The organism is Rhodococcus sp. NPDC060176 (genome assembly GCF_042728675.1).
Lineage (GTDB): Bacteria > Actinomycetota > Actinomycetes > Mycobacteriales > Mycobacteriaceae > Rhodococcus_F.
Window position 1 is genome coordinate 232405 of record NZ_JBHWYS010000007.1, and the last position, 17779, is coordinate 250183.

Annotated in this window: 18 protein-coding genes; 9 read left to right on the top strand and 9 right to left on the bottom strand. The window is 63.3% G+C overall.

Features of this window, described 5'->3' with window-relative positions; genetic code table 11:
• The first annotated feature begins 44 nt into the window (after positions 1-44).
• Positions 45-881, top strand: coding sequence for a dienelactone hydrolase family protein (locus ACFWEM_RS27075; RefSeq protein WP_378538853.1), 837 nt, complete (start codon positions 45-47; stop codon positions 879-881).
• Here the strand turns inward: ACFWEM_RS27075 and ACFWEM_RS27080 are convergent.
• Both ACFWEM_RS27080 and gcvT read right to left on the bottom strand, forming a co-directional pair.
• Positions 875-1978 carry a branched-chain amino acid aminotransferase gene (locus ACFWEM_RS27080; RefSeq protein ID WP_378538854.1) on the bottom strand — a complete coding sequence of 368 codons (1104 nt, stop codon included), beginning with the start codon at positions 1976-1978 and terminating at the stop codon, positions 875-877. The genes ACFWEM_RS27075 and ACFWEM_RS27080 overlap by 7 nt on opposite strands.
• Positions 1979-2010: 32 nt before the next feature.
• Positions 2011-3111 carry a glycine cleavage system aminomethyltransferase GcvT gene (gene gcvT / locus ACFWEM_RS27085; RefSeq protein ID WP_214888016.1) on the bottom strand — a complete coding sequence of 367 codons (1101 nt, stop codon included), beginning with the start codon at positions 3109-3111 and terminating at the stop codon, positions 2011-2013.
• Positions 3112-3267: 156 nt separating this feature from the next.
• On the opposite strand from gcvT, the gene ACFWEM_RS27090 reads away from it, so the two are divergent.
• Positions 3268-4785 (top strand): leucyl aminopeptidase, encoded by a 1518-nt coding sequence (locus tag ACFWEM_RS27090; RefSeq protein WP_378538855.1) that lies wholly within the window; start codon positions 3268-3270, stop codon positions 4783-4785.
• Positions 4786-4839: 54 nt separating this feature from the next.
• On the opposite strand, the gene ACFWEM_RS27095 is transcribed toward ACFWEM_RS27090, so the two are convergent.
• Entirely contained in the window at positions 4840-5190 is a 351-nt protein-coding gene (locus ACFWEM_RS27095; protein WP_003941713.1) for a hypothetical protein, read from the bottom strand.
• Positions 5191-5554: 364 nt separating this feature from the next.
• Here ACFWEM_RS27095 and sucB point away from each other — a divergent pair, with 364 nt between their 5' ends.
• The 5 genes from sucB to ACFWEM_RS27120 all read left to right on the top strand — a co-directional run bounded on the left by sucB (position 5555) and on the right by ACFWEM_RS27120 (position 11020).
• Positions 5555-7327, top strand: a complete 1773-nt coding sequence (gene sucB, locus ACFWEM_RS27100; RefSeq protein ID WP_378538856.1) for a 2-oxoglutarate dehydrogenase, E2 component, dihydrolipoamide succinyltransferase — start codon at positions 5555-5557, stop codon at positions 7325-7327.
• Positions 7328-7447: 120 nt separating this feature from the next.
• Entirely contained in the window at positions 7448-8335 is an 888-nt protein-coding gene (locus ACFWEM_RS27105) for a TIGR01777 family oxidoreductase (protein WP_378538857.1), read from the top strand.
• A gap of 29 nt (positions 8336-8364) precedes the next feature.
• Entirely contained in the window at positions 8365-9126 is a 762-nt protein-coding gene (gene lipB, locus ACFWEM_RS27110) for a lipoyl(octanoyl) transferase LipB (RefSeq protein ID WP_378538858.1), read from the top strand.
• 51 nt (positions 9127-9177) lie between these two features.
• Complete coding sequence (gene lipA / locus ACFWEM_RS27115; protein WP_378538859.1) at positions 9178-10188, top strand: lipoyl synthase; 1011 nt, start codon at positions 9178-9180, stop codon at positions 10186-10188.
• 76 nt (positions 10189-10264) lie between these two features.
• The gene (locus ACFWEM_RS27120) at positions 10265-11020 is read left to right on the top strand and encodes a DUF4191 domain-containing protein (RefSeq protein ID WP_003941625.1); all 756 of its coding nucleotides are present in this window, start codon (positions 10265-10267) and stop codon (positions 11018-11020) included.
• A 72-nt stretch (positions 11021-11092) separates the two neighbouring features.
• On the opposite strand, the gene ACFWEM_RS27125 is transcribed toward ACFWEM_RS27120, so the two are convergent.
• On the bottom strand, positions 11093-11566 hold the full coding sequence (locus ACFWEM_RS27125) for an RDD family protein (RefSeq protein ID WP_172932084.1): 474 nt from the start codon (positions 11564-11566) through the stop codon (positions 11093-11095).
• Between the two features lie 213 nt (positions 11567-11779).
• Here ACFWEM_RS27125 and glnA point away from each other — a divergent pair, with 213 nt between their 5' ends.
• On the top strand, positions 11780-13216 hold the full coding sequence (glnA, locus tag ACFWEM_RS27130; protein WP_003941609.1) for a type I glutamate--ammonia ligase: 1437 nt from the start codon (positions 11780-11782) through the stop codon (positions 13214-13216).
• Positions 13217-13545: 329 nt separating this feature from the next.
• Here the strand turns inward: glnA and ACFWEM_RS27135 are convergent, their stop codons facing one another.
• On the bottom strand, positions 13546-14166 hold the full coding sequence (locus tag ACFWEM_RS27135) for a YdeI family protein (RefSeq protein ID WP_378538860.1): 621 nt from the start codon (positions 14164-14166) through the stop codon (positions 13546-13548).
• 118 nt (positions 14167-14284) lie between these two features.
• Positions 14285-15250 (bottom strand): helix-turn-helix transcriptional regulator, encoded by a 966-nt coding sequence (locus ACFWEM_RS27140; RefSeq protein ID WP_378538861.1) that lies wholly within the window; start codon positions 15248-15250, stop codon positions 14285-14287.
• 110 nt (positions 15251-15360) lie between these two features.
• On the opposite strand from ACFWEM_RS27140, the gene ACFWEM_RS27145 reads away from it, so the two are divergent.
• Positions 15361-16302: an alpha/beta fold hydrolase gene (locus ACFWEM_RS27145; RefSeq protein ID WP_378538862.1), complete on the top strand. Its 942-nt coding sequence runs from the start codon at positions 15361-15363 to the stop codon at positions 16300-16302.
• Between the two features lie 135 nt (positions 16303-16437).
• Here ACFWEM_RS27145 and ACFWEM_RS27150 read toward each other — a convergent pair whose 3' ends face one another.
• From ACFWEM_RS27150 to ACFWEM_RS27160, 3 genes are all read right to left on the bottom strand, one after another.
• Positions 16438-16596 carry a hypothetical protein gene (locus tag ACFWEM_RS27150; protein WP_378538863.1) on the bottom strand — a complete coding sequence of 53 codons (159 nt, stop codon included), beginning with the start codon at positions 16594-16596 and terminating at the stop codon, positions 16438-16440.
• Between the two features lie 319 nt (positions 16597-16915).
• Positions 16916-17374 carry a DUF5994 family protein gene (locus ACFWEM_RS27155; RefSeq protein WP_378538864.1) on the bottom strand — a complete coding sequence of 153 codons (459 nt, stop codon included), beginning with the start codon at positions 17372-17374 and terminating at the stop codon, positions 16916-16918.
• A gap of 96 nt (positions 17375-17470) precedes the next feature.
• Positions 17471-17695 (bottom strand): F420-dependent protein, encoded by a 225-nt coding sequence (locus ACFWEM_RS27160; RefSeq protein ID WP_378538865.1) that lies wholly within the window; start codon positions 17693-17695, stop codon positions 17471-17473.
• Positions 17696-17779: the final 84 nt, after the last annotated feature.

Genomic DNA, 17779 nt, shown 5'->3' on the forward strand with positions numbered 1-17779 from the left:
AGACTGTGCAGAGGAGAAACTTCGACCAATTGAGAGGGCCCGCCGTGCCGAACCGAAGCATGACAAAAGATGATCCGCTCGAAGACTTCGACCGGCGAACCATCACGATCGACGCGGTGTCGAAGTCCGTGTACGTGGCTGGCACCGGACCCGCAGTAATCGTCATGCCGGAAATGCCGGGCATCAGCCCGCATGTTGCGCGATTCGCCCGCTGGGTGCGCGACGCCGGTTTCACGGTCTTTGTTCCGTCGCTTTTCGGCCGAGACGGCGCGGTTCCCACAGTGGACGAGGGAGTCTCCGTTTTCAAGAGAGCCTGCGTCAGCGCAGAGTTCCGCGCTCTCGCTGCCGACGAACCGAGTCCAGCGGTCCGTTGGCTGCGTTCACTCGCCGCTTCGGCCCACGAGGAGCGCGGTGGCCCTGGAGTCGGTGTGATCGGGATGTGCTTCACCGGTAACTTCGCGCTGTCAATGATGCTCGAACCCTCGGTCATTGCGCCGGTTCTCGCCCAACCGTCGTTACCGCTCGATCGACCAGGCGAAACCGACAGCGGGCCCAAAGAACTCGACGCCGTGCGCTCGAGACTCGAGGCCGAAGACCTCACGGTGCTTGCCTACCGCTTTCAAGGCGACCCGTTCTGCCGCGCACAACGATTCGCGGCCTACAGGGCGGCCTTGGGTAAGCGCTTCGTCGGGAAGGTTCTGCCCGACGAAGCGGCCAACGCGGCAACGTCACCGTTCTTCGAACACGTCATTGCCAATCCACACAGCGTGGTGACAGCGCACCTCGTCGACGAGGCCGGATCACCCACCACCGTCGCACGAGACGAGATTCTGCAGTTCTTCTGCGAGCGGTTGCTCGCTGAACGAACCAGCGATCAGTGAAGCTTGGTCATCCAGCCGTGGGTGTCGGCGAAGGTGCCGCGCTGGATACCCGTGAGGGTGTCGCGCAGTGCCATCGTCACTTCACCCGGCTCGCCGTCTGCGATGGTGAACTCGCCCTCGGCGGACTTGACGCGTCCGACAGGAGTGATGACTGCTGCTGTGCCGCAAGCGAAGACCTCGGTGATTTCACCGCTCTTGCACTTGGTGCGCCATTCGTCGGTGCTGATCTTGCGCTCTTCGACGGAGAAGCCGGAATCGGCGGCGAGGGCGAGCAGCGAGTTGCGCGTGATGCCGGGCAGCAATGATCCGGACAGCGACGGCGTCACGAGGCGAGCGTCGGGACCGGAGCCGAAGACGAAGAACAGGTTCATTCCACCCATTTCCTCGACGTACGTGCGCTCGATGGCGTCGAGCCACACCACCTGGTCGCAACCCTCGTCGGCGGCTTGCGCCTGGGCGAGGAGTGAAGCGGCGTAGTTGCCGGCGAACTTGGCCGCGCCGGTGCCACCGGGGGCCGCGCGAACGTATTCGGTGGACAGCCACACGCTGACCGGCTTGACGCCGCGCGGGAAGTACGCGCCGGCGGGCGATGCGATCAGCAGGTAGCGGTACTCGTCAGCGGGACGGACACCGAGTCCGGCTTCGGTGGAGAACATGAACGGACGGAGGTAGAGCGCGTCCTCGCCGCCGGCAGCGGGAACCCAGTCGAGATCGACGTCGATCAGTTCGGTGATGGAATCGACGAACATCTGTGCCGGCAGTTCGGGCATGGCCAGACGGCGCGCAGATGCCGCGAAACGCTCGGCGTTGGCCTCGACGCGGAACGAACTGATCTCGCCACCCGGCTGACGGTATGCCTTGAGGCCCTCGAAGATGGCCTGTCCGTAGTGCAAAACCATTGCGGCCGGATCGAGCTCGATGTTTCCGTACGGCAACACCTGGGCGTCGTGCCAGCCCTTGCCCGCGGTGTAGTCGATCGAGACCATGTGGTCGGTGAAGTGCCGCCCGAAGCCGGGCGCCGCCAGAATGTCACGGCGCTCGGCGTCGGACTTCGGGGACGAGCTCTGAACACGAACGAAATCGGCGGCACCTGTCATGGGCGCAATCCTATCGAACGTGAAAAAGCTCTCTACTTGGTGTTGGTCTCCACGAAAGGAGGAGACACCACGACGCACCGAAGAGCACGACCACGGACGTCGACTTCGATCTCGTCGCCGGCTGCGATATTGGCGCCGGAATCCAGGAGCGCCAACGCAATTCCCACTTTGAGCGACGGTGAGAACGTTCCGGAGGTGGTCTCGCCGATTGCCTCGCCGTCACGCAGAACACCGAGGCCGGCCCGCAGCACACCGCGGTCGAGAGCCTTGATCCCCCAGAGTTTGCGGGCCGGACCGGCGGCCTTCTCGTCGGTCAGGGTCTCTTTGCCCCAGAATGTCGGCTTCTTCCAACCGATCGCCCATCCGCAGCGCGCTTCGAGCGGGGAAATCTCGAGCGAAAGCTCGTGCCCGTGCAGCGGATAGCCCATCTCGGTACGAAGAGTGTCGCGGGCTCCGAGCCCGGCGGCCTGCCCACCCTCGGCGCGGACTGCCTCGAGAAGCGCGCGGAACAACGGCTCGCTGTCCTCCCAGCGCGGCAGGAGTTCGTAGCCGACCTCACCGGTGTAACCACTGCGGCACACACGCACGGGCACTCCGTTCCATTCCGCGTCTTCGTACGCCATGTACTCGATCTCGGTGGGAAGCCCGAGAGCCGTCAGAACCGCCACCGATTTCGGACCCTGCACCGCCAGCACTCCGTACGCACGATGCTGATCCTCGACGGTGATTCCGTCGGGTGCGACGGCGACCAGAGCCGCAACGACGTCCGCGGTGTTGGCCGCATTCGGGACGAGGAAGATCTCGTCGTCGCTGACGTAGTACGCGATGAGGTCGTCGATGACGCCACCGGACTCGTTGCAGCACAACGTGTACTGAGCCTTACCCGGTCCGATCTTGTTCAGATCGTTGGTGAGTGCGGAGTTCACGAATTCCGCGGCGCCCGCCCCACGCACGACGGCCTTGCCGAGGTGACTGACGTCGAAGAGTCCGACATTCTCACGCACAGAGGTGTGTTCGGCCACGACGCCCGCGTACGAAACCGGCATCTGCCACCCCCCGAACGGCGCGAACGTCGCGCCGAGTTCGACGTGGACGGGGTGGATCGGGCCCTGCAACAGTTGTTCGTCGGTCATGGCCCACAACCTATCGGACTTCGCCGATCGAAACATGTCCGCAGTGAGAGCTCACCTGGCCGCGACGATCCCCCGTCCGGAATCCGCCAAGGGCCTAACATCGACTCAGGCATCCGCCAGAACCGGACGCATCGCACTCACCTCACAGGAGACACCTTGAGCACTCGCACAGCCCGATCGTTGGGACCCGACCTCGTTCTCGCCGGCACAGTCGCCAAGCGCGCAGAGATATTGGTTGTCGGCCTGACGTCGGGTCCGGACGGCCCCGAAATCGCACTCAGCGAAGGCATCGTCGCCGAAGACGTGCTCGCCGAGATCCTCGACAGCCTCATCGCCGTCGGCGCCACCGGCAAGCCCGAGCAGCTCACCCGCGTCCCGGCACCGAGCGCACTGTCTGTCACCAGCGTCCTCGCCGTCGGACTCGGCTCCGCCGACAAGCTCGGCAGTGAGCAGATCCGCAAGTCCGCCGGCGCCGCAGCTCGCTCGCTGTCCGGCATCGACACCGTCGCAACCACGCTCTCGATCCTCGATCTCGGTGCAACCGCCGAGGGATTTGCGTTGGGCGCGTACAGCTTCACCGAATTCAAGTCGTCCATGACGGCTCCCGGTCCCGATTCGCAGCCACTTGCCCGAGTCGAACTTCTGGTGCCGTCGCCGCGCGCCAAGGAGACCAAGGCAACGTTGGCACGGTCGGCTGCCATCGCCGAGGCCGTCGCCACCGCACGCGAGTTCGTCAACACTCCCCCGAGCCACCTCTACCCCGCCGAGTTCGCCGCGCGTGCCAAGGCACTGGGCGTCGAGGCCGGGCTCACCGTCCAGGTTCTCGACGAGAAGGCACTCGAAAAGGGTGGCTACGGCGGAATCATCGGCGTCGGCAAGGGCTCGTCACGCCAGCCGCGTCTCGTCCGCCTCGAATACGCGTCGAAGAAGCGTGGCGCCCGCAAGGTCGCACTGGTGGGTAAGGGCATCACCTTCGACACCGGCGGAATCTCCATCAAGCCCGCCGCCGGAATGGAGAACATGACCTCGGACATGGGCGGCGCCGCAGCCGTCATCTCCACCGTCGTGCTTGCCGCCAAACTCGGCCTGCCCGTCAACGTCGTCGCATACGTACCGATGGCCGAGAACATGCCGTCCGCGACCGCGCAGCGTCCCGGCGACGTGTTGACCCAGTACGGCGGAATCACCATCGAGGTCGTCAACACGGACGCCGAGGGCCGTTTGATCCTTGCCGACGCGATGGTTCGCGCGGGTGAGGACAACCCCGACTACATGATCGACACCGCCACCCTGACCGGTGCACAGATGGTGGCGCTCGGCAACCGCACGCCCGGCGTCATGGGCACGGACGAGTTCCGTGACCGCGTCGCATCCATCTCGCAGAACGTGGGCGAGAACGGCTGGGCCATGCCGCTGCCCGAGGAACTGCGTGGAGATCTCGACTCCAAGGTCGCCGACATGGCCAATGTCACCCCGCACCGCTGGGGCGGCATGCTGGTCGCAGCTCATTACCTCAAGGAATTCGTTCCCGAGGGTGTCCAGTGGGCGCACATCGACGTCGCGGGTCCGGCGTACAACACGTCAGGACCGTGGGGTTACACCGGCAAGGGCGGCACCGGAGTTCCGGTTCGCACGATGATCTCGGTCCTGGAGGACATTGCGGTCAACGGCTGACCCTTGCTGTGCGCCTTTATTAACCCCCCGCGGTTAATAAAGGCGCACAGCAGTTCAGGCGCCGTCGCGCAATTCCTGCTCGCGGGCACGCTTGCGTTCGATTCGCTTACGCTCGTCGTGATCACGCATACGCTGCGGATATCCCGTTTTTCGGACGTCGTAGACCGGGATCTTCAAGTCCTGTCCCAATTTGCGGGCACCGCGTTCGCCGCCGACACGACGACGAGTCCACTCCCCGTCCTTCGCGACGAGGACGACGGTCACCTCGGTCACCGTCGTCTGAGGTTCCACGTACGCCTCGACGCCTTCATGTGAGTGCGCCCAGTTCGCCAGATGATCCGCATCACTTTGTGCTGCGGCCTGAGCCGCACTCGGCGGACGCTTGAAACGATCGAACAGTCCCACGGTCGTACGCTCCTCGGTACCGACGCCGCGGATGCACCCCGGCGATATGTCAAGTTTGCCAGGCAATGTCCGTTGTGCCTGCGCACGACATACCGTTTGGTCCGCTTACGACGTTACAGCCGGACCCCCGACGCATACCTACTCGCCAGTAGCCGACACACCCGAAACGGACGGCATCCCCCTCATCGGACACGCCCGGCGTATCAATGGAAAGATGAACGACGGTGACGCCGCGTCCGCGCGTCGACATCGGCAAAATAGCTACAAGTAGCCGCACGTCGCGCGCCACTCGAGCACAATGCATTACGACCACAAGTCGACAAAATTCAACAACCCGAACACAACTGTCGAGGAGTCAAAAGACATGGCCTTCTCCGTCCAGATGCCAGCCCTAGGTGAGAGCGTCACCGAGGGAACTGTCACACGGTGGCTCAAGCAGGAAGGAGACACGGTCGAAGTCGACGAACCCTTGCTCGAAGTCTCCACGGACAAGGTCGACACCGAGATTCCGTCTCCCGTCGCCGGCGTCCTGACCAAGATCGTCGCGCAGGAAGACGACACCGTGGAAATCGGTGGCGAGCTCGCCCAGATCGGTGAGGCCGGCGAAGCCGCAGCTCCCGCGGCAGAGGCACCCGCCCCGGCCGCAGAAGAAGCTCCCGCCGAGGAAGCTCCGGCTGCCGAAGCTCCCGTCGAGGAAGCTCCCGCCGCCGAGGCACCCGCTGCTTCCGGCGGTTCCGCTGAAGGTACCGCCGTGACGATGCCCGCCCTCGGCGAGTCCGTCACCGAAGGCACCGTCACCCGCTGGCTCAAGGCCGTCGGCGACGAAGTTGCCGTCGACGAGGCGCTGCTCGAAGTCTCGACCGACAAGGTCGACACCGAAATCCCGTCGCCCGTCGCCGGAATCCTGCTCGAGATCAATGCGCAGGAAGACGACACTGTCGAGATCGGTGGCCAGCTGGCCGTCGTCGGATCCGGCGCACCCGCCGCGGCTCCGGCACCCAAGGCTGCTCCCGCCGCGCCCGCAGCACCGCCCGCTCCCAAGGCCGAGGCCCCGAAGGCCGAAGCACCTAAGGCTGAGGCCCCGAAGGCTGAGGCCCCGAAGGCTGAAGCACCCAAGCCTGCGGCCGCACCCGCACCGAAGCCCGCTGCGGCTCCCGCACCGGCGGCTGCACCCGCAGCTTCGGGTGACAGCAGCCCCTACGTCACCCCGCTCGTGCGCAAGCTCGCAACGGACAACGGCGTCGACCTCGCCACCGTCACCGGCACCGGCGTCGGCGGCCGTATCCGCAAGCAGGATGTGCTCGCCGCTGCGGAGGCCAAGAAGGCACCCGCACCCGCAGCCGCTGCTCCTGCTGCTCCCGCGGCCGCACCGGCTGCATCCGCAGCTGCCGGCGTCCGACCGGAACTGGCACACCTGCGCGGAACCACGCAGAAGGCCAACCGTATTCGGCAGATCACGGCCACCAAGACGCGCGAGTCGCTGCAGAACACCGCTCAGCTCACGCAGACCTTCGAGGTGGACGTCACCAAGATCGTCGCCCTGCGGGCCCGTGCCAAGGCCGGCTTCATCGAGCGCGAAGGCGTCAACCTGACGTTCCTCCCGTTCTTCGCCAAGGCAGTCGTCGAGGCACTGAAGTCGCACCCGAACATCAACGCCAGCTACGACGAAGCTGCCAAGCAGATCACCTACTACGACGCCGAGCATCTCGGCATCGCAGTGGACACCGATCAGGGCTTGCTCTCCCCCGTCATCCACAACGCCGGCGATCTCGGCCTGGCCGGCTTGGCCCGCGCCATCGCCGACATCGCCAAGCGTGCACGCTCGGGTGGCCTGAAGCCGGACGAGCTCTCGGGTGGCACCTTCACCATCACCAACATCGGCAGCCAGGGCGCGCTGTTCGACACCCCGATCCTGGTACCGCCGCAGGCGGCCATGCTCGGAACCGGCGCTATTGTCAAGCGTCCGATGGTGGTCACCGACGAGAACGGCAACGAGTCCATCGGCGTTCGTTCGATGATCTACTTGCCGCTGACCTACGATCACCGTCTCGTCGACGGCGCCGACGCCGGCCGATTCCTCACCACCGTGAAGCAGCGGTTGGAAGAAGCCTCGTTCGAAGCTGATCTGGGCCTGTAAGCAACTGCTCTTCCAGCCGGGGCGTCATCTCCATCAGGAGGTGGCGCCCCGGCTTTTTCAGTACGGTCGGAGATATACGTTCGGATATCGAAGCAGGCTGAATCGAAGGAGGCTTTCCGAATGCGAGTAGTCATCGCCGGCTCGTCCGGTTTGATCGGAACGGCCTTGGTGTCATCGTTGCGCTCCGACAACCACGACGTGGTACGTCTGGTGCGACGGTCGACCGCCGGCCCCGACGAATCGCGTTGGGACCCGGACCACGACCGTCTGGACCTCTCCGTCCTGCAAGGCGCTGACGCCGTCGTGAACCTTTGTGGTGTCGGCATCGGCGACAAACGGTGGTCGGGTTCTTACAAGCAAGCGATCCGTGACAGCCGCATAGTTGCCACCGATGTCTTGGCCGAAGCTGTCGCGAGCCAGAAGGTTCCCGTCCTCGCCAACGCCAGCGCCGTCGGCTATTACGGCGACACCGGCGACAAGATCGTCGACGAGGATTCGCCGGCAGGCACCGACTTTCTCGCCACGACGTGTCGAGACTGGGAGCTTGCCACCGAGCCCGCGTGCAGGGCGGGTGCTCGCGTCGTCAATCTGCGCTCGGGCGTCGTGATTTCACCCCACGGCGGCATGCTCGGTCGACTTCGGCGGATCTATTCGTTCGGTCTCGGTGGGCGACTGGGCAACGGTCGTCAGTACTTTCCGTGGATCTCACTCGAGGACGAGTGCGACGCGATCAAGTTCGCGCTCACCAATCCCGAACTCTCCGGTCCCGTCAACCTGACCGGCCCGGCGCCTGTCACCAACGCCCAGTTCAACGACGCCATGTCCCGCGCAGTTCACCGTCCGGCGCCGTGGATCGTGCCCGGGTTCGCTCTCGAAGCCTTGATCGGAGAATTCGCCAAGAGCGGCATCCTCGGTGGCCAGCGCGCCATTCCCGCAGCTTTGGAAAAGGCGGGATTCTCCTTCCGCCACAACACGATCGGCGAAGCGCTGGCGGCCGCACTGGGTTGAGTCCGAAGTCGGGCGTAATCTCTACTTCCATGAGCAGCGCTGCCGTCTCCGCCCGGTTCTCGAAACTGCCGATCGCCGTCGAGCAACTCGGATCGATCGACTACAACACCGCGTGGGACCGTCAGCGTGAGCTCGCGGCAATGCGGGCAGACGACATCGGATCAGACACGCTCCTCCTCCTCGAACATCCCCCGGTGTACACGGCTGGGCGACGCACGGAACCGGAAGATCGACCCGTCGACGGCACACCGGTCATCGATGTCGACCGCGGCGGGAAGATCACCTGGCACGGCCCCGGTCAACTGGTCGGGTATCCGATCGTGAAGTTGGCCGAGCCCATCGACGTGGTGCGATACGTACGACGCATCGAGGAAGCACTGATCACGGTGTGCACGGACCTCGGCCTGAACTGCGGGCGGATCGACGGCCGCTCGGGTGTCTGGCTGCCTGCCGAACTCGCCAACGGGCAATGGAAGCCCGAACGCAAGGTGTCAGCCATCGGCGTTCGCGTTCAACGTGGTGTCGCGCTGCACGGTTTCGCCCTGAACTGCAATTCGGTGCTGACCGGATTCGACAACATCATTCCCTGCGGAATCCGTGACGCGGGGGTGACGACGCTGTCACACGAACTCGGTCGCGACGTCACAGTGGACGAGGTCACTCCCGCCGTCACCATGGCCGTGATCGCTGCTCTCGACGGAACCATGCCCGTCACCGAATGCAACGTCGAGCGCGTCACCTTCGAAAGCGCCTCGCCTACTCCGACTTTTACTACCGTTCAGTACAGCTGACGGGCTCGCCCGAACCCCGTTGCAGTAATCACCGGGCGTAGGATCACTGTCGTGACTATCGCCCCAGAAGGACGTAAGCTGCTCCGTCTCGAGATCCGAAACGCGGAGACGCCCATCGAACGCAAACCCAACTGGATCAAGACCCGAGCAAAGATGGGCCCCGAATACTCAGAGCTCAAGGGCCTGGTCAAGCGTGAAGGTTTGCACACCGTCTGCGAGGAAGCGGGCTGCCCCAACATCTACGAATGCTGGGAAGACCGCGAAGCCACCTTCCTGATCGGCGGCGAGCAGTGCACACGCCGCTGCGACTTCTGCCAGATCGACACCGGCAAGCCCGAAGCCCTCGACCGCGACGAGCCCCGTCGCGTCGCCGAAAGCGTTCAGGCCATGGGACTTCGGTACTCCACGATCACCGGCGTCGCCCGCGACGACCTCCCCGACGGCGGCGCCTGGCTCTACGCCGAAACCGTCCGCAAGATCCACGAACTCAACCCGGGCACCGGCGTCGAGAACCTGGTTCCCGACTTCAACGGCAAGCCTGAATTGCTCGACGAGGTCTTCGCCTCTCGTCCCGAGGTGCTCGCACACAACCTCGAGACCGTTCCCCGCATCTTCAAGCGGATCCGTCCCGCTTTCCGGTACCAGCGCAGCCTCGACGTCATCACTGCGGCACGAGAGTACGGACTGGTCACCAAGTCCAACCTGATCCTCGGCATGGGCGAAACCCCGGAAGAAGTCACCGAGGCGATGGTCGATCTCCACGCCGCCGGCTGCGACATCCTCACCATCACCCAGTACCTGCGCCCCTCACCCCGGCACCACCCCGTCGAGCGGTGGGTCAAGCCCGAGGAGTTCGTCGCACACTCGAAGGCTGCAGAAGAGATGGGCTTCGCCGGCGTCATGGCCGGTCCGTTGGTTCGCTCGTCGTACCGCGCCGGCCGCCTGTATGCGCAGGCCATGGCACATCACGGCCGCGAACTTCCCGAGGCACAGCGCCATCTCACCGAAGGCGGCGACGCTTCCCAGGAAGCCAGCTCACTCATGGCGCGCCTGAATCGCTGATCCACTTTTTGCTGTGCGCCTTTATTAACCGCGGGCGGTTAGTAAAGGCGCACAGCAATGGACGTATCCTGGGTACATGGCGAACGGCAGCAAATCCGGTAAGGGCAAACCCACCAAAGAGGCAAAGGCTGCAGCGAAGGCTGCCCGCAAGCAGGCTTCCAAGGAACGCAGAACTCAGCTCTGGCAGGCGTTCCAGATGCAGCGCAAGGACGACAAGCTCCTTCTGCCGCTGATGATCGGCACCCTGGTGGGTGCGGCTCTGGTCTTCTTCCTGGTCGGTCTCATCTGGGGCCTTCAGTGGTTCCTGCTGCCGATCGGCATCGTTCTCGGCCTCCTCGGCGCCTTCATCATCTTCGGTCGCCGCGTCCAGAAATCGGTGTACAAGAAGGCTGAGGGCCAGGCCGGCGCCGCCGCGTGGGCACTCGACAACATGCAGGGCGCGTGGCGCGTCACGAACGCCGTCGCCGGCACCACCCAGCTCGACGCCGTTCACCGCGTCGTCGGACGACCGGGTGTCATCCTCGTCGCAGAGGGCTCGCCGCAACGCGTCAAGGGCCTCCTCGCGCAGGAGAAGAAGAAGACTGCGCGCCTCATCGGCGACACCCCGATCTACGACATCATCATCGGCAACGACGAAGGCCAGGTTCCGCTCTCGCAGCTCCAGCGTTACCTGAACAAGCTGCCGCGCAACATCGACACCAAGCGCATGGACAACATCGAAGGTCGCCTCGCTGCGCTCAGCGCACGCGGCGGCGGAGCAGCGCTTCCCAAGGGCCCGATGCCCGGAGGCGCGAAGATGAAGGGAATGCAGCGAACCATTCGTCGTCGCTGACACTCCCCCACAGCAAAACGAAAGACCCGGGCCCATAGGGACCCGGGTCTTTCTTCGTTCGAGAAGTTCGTGTCAGCGCGACTTCACGAGCAGAGTGCCGGTCGCGCGGTCCTGCATACCGCGACCGTCGATGTCGGTGATCGTCGCGGGAATCACGAACACGAGAAGTGCCTGACGCCCGAGCGCGCGCACGAAGCCCACTCGGATCGGGCCTTCGATTCGCGCAACTTGAAGTCCGAGTACGAATTGCCCCGGTGTGAAGTTGAACAGCGCCACGGTGACGACGCCGACGGCGAACCACACCATCAACGTGATCGTGGAGGTCATACCGTCGAAGAAGTCGCCGGTGATGAGCGAGGCCACTCCCACGGCCATAACCCAATCCACCAACAGTGCGGCGATACGACGGCCCGAACCGACCAGCGATCCGGGGCCCTCCTGGGGGAAGCCGAGAAACTCGCCGCGATAAGACTGCTCACGACCGTCCGCATTCTTCGGCAAAGCTGCTTCAGGCCCAGAGAGCCAAGTTCCGGTGATTCGTGCCATGCTGTCCAGGATAGGCGTCGCAGCACCGTAGTCCAGATTTGCCGGGTTTTAACTGTGTGGCCGGTCACATGGACTTCGGAAATCCCCAGGATGCTGCGACGCGTAACACTGCCGAAACAAAGGGTTGACGAGCGGGCAACACCAGCTCCCTACCGTCTGCCTCGACGGATTCAACCGACATCACTTGGCTGAAGCGACTTAAGGAGCACAAGCGTGGCGTTCACCACGGCCGAAGAGGTCATCAAGTACATCGCGGACGAGAACATCGAGTACGTCGACATTCGGTTCAGCGACCTGCCCGGCGTCCAGCAGCACTTCTCGATCCCGGCGTCTGCTTTCAACCAGGACGTGTTCGAGGACGGCCTCGCATTCGACGGATCTTCGGTCCGCGGATTCCAGTCGATCCACGAGTCCGACATGATGTTGCTTCCCGACGTCACCACGGCGCAGATCGATCCCTTCCGCAAGGCGAAGACCCTCAACATCAACTTCTTCGTGCACGACCCGTTCACCCGTGAGTCCTACAGCCGCGACCCGCGCAACGTTGCCCGCAAGGCCGAGGAGTACTTGGTCAGCACCGGCATCGCGGACACCGCATTCTTCGGCGCCGAGGCCGAGTTCTACATCTTCGACTCGGTTCGCTACGACTCCGGCATGAACTCCGCTTTCTACGAGCTGGATTCCATCTCCGGTTCCTGGAACACCGGCGCAGAGACCAACGCCGACGGCTCCCCGAACCTCGGCTACAAGGTTCGCGCCAAGGGCGGCTACTTCCCCGTCGCTCCGTACGACCACTACGTGGACCTGCGCGACGAGATCTCCACCAACCTGACCAACGCGGGCTTCGAGCTCGAGCGCGGCCACCACGAGGTCGGCACCGGCGGACAGCAGGAGATCAACTACAAGTTCAACACGCTGCTCGCAGCGGCCGACGACCTGCAGCTGTTCAAGTACATCGTCAAGAACACCTGCTGGCAGCACGGCAAGTCCGCGACCTTCATGCCGAAGCCGCTCTTCGGTGACAACGGCTCGGGCATGCATGTCCACCAGTCCCTGTGGAAGGACGGCAAGCCCCTCTTCCACGACGAGTCCGGCTACGCAGGCCTCTCGGACATGGCTCGCCACTACATCGGCGGTATCCTGCACCACGCTCCGTCGCTGTTGGCCTTCACCAACCCGACGATCAACTCGTACCACCGTCTGGTGCCAGGCTACGAAGCCCCCATCAACCTCGTCTACAGCCAGCGCAACCGCTCGGCAGCTGTCCGTATCCCGATCACGGGCAACAACCCGAAGGCAAAGCGTCTCGAGTTCCGCGCACCCGACTCCTCGGGTAACCCGTACCTCAACTTCGCTGCACAGATGATGGCCGGCCTGGACGGCATCAAGAACAAGATCGAGCCGATGGCTCCGGTCGACAAGGACCTCTACGAGCTTCCCCCGGAGGAGGCTCGCAACATCCCGCAGGCTCCGACCAGCCTCGAGACGGTCATCAACCGCCTCGAAGCCGATCACGAGTACCTGACCGAGGGTGGCGTCTTCACCACCGACCTGATCGAGACCTGGATCTCGCTCAAGCGTGAGCAGGAAATCGCTCCGGTCAACCTGCGTCCGCACCCGTACGAGTTCGAGCTCTACTACGACGTGTGATCCGCATCCTGACGTAAGTCAGACCTGCGAATACCGAGTGCACCCGTCCCGCGTCTGTGGGGCGGGTGCACTTGTTTCGGTCCGATCAAATGTGTCCGCCACACGGTGGTCGAGGAATCCACTTGCTTGACCCTGAGTTAGGTGGCAAGAGCACGGACAGGATTCTGAGGAGCGCACAAAAGCTCGCCGCCGGCTCAGAGTGTGATGATCGAGAACCAGATATCGACCTCGCCAGCCCAGAGAACGTCTGTGGCTGGATTCTGCGCCGATGTAGACCCTCTCGGGCAAATGATGACCGGCCTTCATACCGGACGCGGGCGAATCGCGGATCAGCCGCGGGCGCGTTGACCGATCGCCGCTCTGTTGACGATATGGGCGATTCGACCTGCCCCTGTTGCGTCTCGAGCGGCGCTGACGATCCACCACAGCATCTGTTTGCGGGCGCTGGGCGGAAAACTGTCCCAGTTGCTTCGAGCTTGCGGGTCTCGGTCCAGCGCCGCGTGCAAGTCAAGTGGTTCCTCGAGGTCTTCGACTTGGTCGAGAATCGTCCACCAACCGGTGGATTTCGCGGCGACAATGGCACGGCGACCAGCAGCGGTCATGAGGCCATGCGCCTCCATCTCGGCTGCGCGTTCGCGGTTGAGTCGGGTCCAGGAACTCTTGCGTCTACGCGGCGTGAACAGTTGCAAATTGCGCTCTTCGTCGAAAATGGTGTTGGTGGAATCAATCCAACCAAAGCAGATGGCTTCCTCGACGGCCTGAGGGTAGGGGCAGCGTGGTCGGCTGGTGGTGGTACGCCAGGAGCACAACCACACACCTCGGGCTGACGTGTGATTGTCCGTCAACCAGGTTCGCCACTGTTCCCGAGTCTCGGCGTGAATGATCGGGTAGTCGAACTTCCACGTTGGGGGGTGGACGGAAGCCGGTGGCGATGATTTCGAATCGGTCACTTACTCTCCAAGCTCAGAGGGAAACGGATACGTGTCTCGGTAGACGAGGGGCCTGCGCAGGGAGCACGTCCCCGCGGCAGTCCGGGCATGAATGGTCTTGTCGCGCAATCCTCTTCTGTCATGGTGGCGAGACCCTGAGGTGACGGGCGAGCCGACTGACGGTGTCGGCGAGCTCGGTTGGTTCGATGACCACCACTGGGGCGGTGAGCGCAATGCGCGCAACCGTCATGGCAAGCCTGCCGAGATCTTCGCTGCGGATCTGGACAAGGCAGCGGTCCGCTGCCACCTCGATCGGTGTGTGGTCAATCCATCTGAGTACGCCCTCGAGGTCGGCGAACGTGGCTTCGATGGCGAGTTTTGCATCGTGGTGACGAGGCGGCGAGCCGACTGATCTCGCGACGAAGCCTGCCGCGTCACCGCCCGGGATCTCACGTGGCGTGAAATGACTGCCTGCCAGCCAGGGCTCCGAGAGCCGGTCCAGTCGAAAGGTTCGCCAGTCTGCACGATGGTGGTCCCACGCTACGAGATACCAACGACGTCCCGCCGTGACAAGGCGGTGCGGCTCGACGAGCCGTCTGCTGCTCTCGCCATCACCTCGCCGATAGTCGAAGCGAACGTGCTCATGGTCGCGACATGCCGCAGCGAGCACACTGAGTGCTTCGGGGTCGACGACGTCGTCATCTGCCCGCCGCACGGAACTGACGCTCGAATGCAGTGCCGACACACGTCGGCGTAATCGATGGGGCAGGAGTGTCTCGATCTTCGTCAGCGCGCGCAGCGACGATTCTTCGATGCCTCCGATGGCGGCCTCGGTGGCGTAGCGCAGTCCGACGGCAACCGCCACGGACTCGTCATCGTCGAGGATCAGGGGCGGCACGTGCGCCCCCGTCGCAAGTCGGTAGCCCCCGTATTTTCCGGACGTGGAATCGACCGGATAGCCAAGGTCCCGTAGGCGATCGATGTCGCGGCGCACGGTCCGCTGCGTGACATCGAGTCGTGCGGCAAGTTCGGCACAGTGCCAGAAACGATGGGTCTGAAGGAGCGAGAGCAGTTGCAGTGCTCGGCCTGTGGGATCGTTCCGCATATCTTCAGATTGCCAGCGATCTAGGACATTATGTGTCCACGATGCTCCCTATCGTCTGAGCAACCGGTCGATCCAGACACAAGATCGGTACTCAACTCGAAGGAGCATCCGTGAATCCATCCGACTTCCCCAGGCCCGTCCTTATCCCGCTCAACGGCGTGGAACTCGAAGTCTTCGAAGCAGGGCGACACAATGCCGGGAAACCCATCGTGCTGTGTCACGGATGGCCAGAGCACGCCTATTCTTGGCGATACCAGGTGCCCGCCCTCGTCGAGGCGGGCTACCACGTCATCGTCCCGAACCAGCGCGGCTACGGCAACTCATCACGTCCGACCGACGTGACGGACTATGACATTGAACATTTGGCGGGAGATCTCATCGCACTGCTCGATCACTACGGCTACGAAGATGCCACCTTTGTCGGTCACGATTGGGGCGCCTTTGTCGTGTGGGGCCTGACCCTGTTGCACCCGGACCGGGTAAACAAAGTGATCAACCTGAGCCTGCCCTACCAGGATCGCGGAGAGCAGCCCTGGATCGAGTTCATGGAAGCCGTGCTTGGCGGTGACTTCTACTTCGTTCACTTCAATCGACAGCCGGGCGTCGCGGACGCCGTGTTCGAAGACAACACCTTCCGGTTCCTCCGCAACCTGTACCGGAAAGACGAACCCCTCCAGGAGCCTCAGCCGGGTATGGCTCTGATCGATCTCGCCAGAGCAGAGACGCCACTCGGTGAGCCTCTGATGAGCGAGAGCGAATTGGCCGTTTTCGTCTCCGCCTTCGAATCGACAGGATTCACGGGCAGTGTGAACTGGTACAGGAACCTTGACCGCAACTGGCTTTTGTTGGCGGAGGTGGACCCGATCATCCAACAGCCCGCACTGATGATCTACGGCGACCGTGACGCGATCGCGAGGGCAGAGAACCTGACAGAGTTCGTGCCCAATGTGGAAGTAGTCAATCTCGACTGCGGTCATTGGATCCAGCAAGAAAGACCCGATGAGACCAACCAAGCGATCTTGAACTGGCTGGAACGGCAGGATGCCACATAGTTTCAAGGCTTCGTGCGGTCTCAGTGAAAATGTCAGTCTCATTCAGGTCCAGTAGGGGGCTGGATCCGGACCGACCTTTTTTCGAGATTTGACGAGAGCGTCGGTAAGCAAGCCATGCACTCAACCCGGCGATGATCACATCGGCCGTTCCGACAAGGCACGGGAAATCCATATCGAGGCGAGAATAAATCCGCCGCCGTACAGAAGAACCAATGCCCCGAATCCGTCCATGCAGTCCATTCCACTGTCGGCGCAGTCCTGAAGCCCAGCTGCACCGAGTAGGGAAATGTTCACAGTGGCGATGCTACGGACCGGTGCGTCCCGAACTGCCGAACAACCCGGCGGACTCGGCGATACGAACGCAGTTCAGCCCGAACAGGGAGGAAGCCCCACCCCCGTGGGGAGGGTGGGGCTTCCTTCGGTCCGGCGCTCACACACAGCGGGAGGGCGGTGGACATGCCGGACCGACGACACGGCAGGGAGTCAAGCTGCCGCGCCCAAGCGCTGACCGGAAGGAATGCGCCTGAGTCTGTGGTTACGAGAACCATCAAATCAGACAAACTGGACGCATGTTCAGGAATCGAAGAATTCGACTCCGCCCTTCAGAAAGATCTCACTGCACCCGATAAATTTCGCTGCGGCAAGGATCCACCAACCGCCGCATGACCTCGTACGCGCGGTCCGGATCCGTGTACGGCGGAATCATCATCAAAACGAGCTGACGACCATAGATGTCGTCGAGATACATCAAATCGTGGGGCTGGCCAGGGTAGGGACCCCGCACTTCCAGTCCGTCGACTTCGTCGATACGTCGCTGCGCGCTACTAATCGTGTTCCAGTCGAACGCAACCCTCGCGATCGGCCCCAGCCGCAACGAAAGTGCGGATATCAGATCGTGAAGCTCCGCCGTGACGTTCGTGGTCCACGGGAACCACGCGCCGTCCACAGGTGCCTTGACGGCACCTTGCCCGCGAAGCAGGAACCGCGGGGTCCGCGTCGGCGAAGGGAAATGTTGCCCGATATGGCGCTGCGGCGCTTCCCTTGCATAGTCGAGAGTGCTGATGTGCGCCATGACGAGGCTCCTTGACGGAGGATTCGTGGAACCGCCAGGCAGAGGCGCCCGGTCGTGGGTTCCATACCTTCAGGCTACTCCGGTGCACAACGCCGACTATGCATCGACGGAAATGATCACGCCGGTATCGCCATACGGGAACGGGCCATTACCGATGTGACCGAGAGTGTTGAAGAATTTCGAAATAGGCACCATCACACCGTATTTCGCCTTGACTTTGCTGCGGATCTCGTCGAATTCTGCTCCACCGCTCACCAACTGCGCGGTCCCGGCGACCGGCGAAGTGCCGTCGACAACCTTCCCGCGATTGTTGCATGGCACGACGGTAACCCGTGTGTTGTTCCGCAGCCGCTTCGCCTTACCCGATTTCGAGGAAGTCCAGAACCCAATACGTCCGTCCGACAA

Bases quoted from the DNA above. Each gene is read 5' to 3' on its own strand.
- ACFWEM_RS27080 (WP_378538854.1), bottom strand. From the start codon at position 1,978: ATGACAGGTGCCGCCGATTTCGTTCGTGTTCAGAGCTCGTCCCCGAAG.
- sucB (WP_378538856.1), top strand. From the start codon at position 5,555: ATGGCCTTCTCCGTCCAGATGCCAGCCCTAGGTGAGAGCGTCACCGAG.
- ACFWEM_RS27155 (WP_378538864.1), bottom strand. From the start codon at position 17,374: ATGGCGCACATCAGCACTCTCGACTATGCAAGGGAAGCGCCGCAGCGC.
- ACFWEM_RS27125 (WP_172932084.1), bottom strand. From the start codon at position 11,566: ATGGCACGAATCACCGGAACTTGGCTCTCTGGGCCTGAAGCAGCTTTG.
- ACFWEM_RS27140 (WP_378538861.1), bottom strand. From the start codon at position 15,250: ATGCGGAACGATCCCACAGGCCGAGCACTGCAACTGCTCTCGCTCCTT.
- ACFWEM_RS27120 (WP_003941625.1), top strand. From the start codon at position 10,265: ATGGCGAACGGCAGCAAATCCGGTAAGGGCAAACCCACCAAAGAGGCA.
- ACFWEM_RS27105 (WP_378538857.1), top strand. From the start codon at position 7,448: ATGCGAGTAGTCATCGCCGGCTCGTCCGGTTTGATCGGAACGGCCTTG.
- gcvT (WP_214888016.1), bottom strand. From the start codon at position 3,111: ATGACCGACGAACAACTGTTGCAGGGCCCGATCCACCCCGTCCACGTC.
- lipB (WP_378538858.1), top strand. From the start codon at position 8,365: ATGAGCAGCGCTGCCGTCTCCGCCCGGTTCTCGAAACTGCCGATCGCC.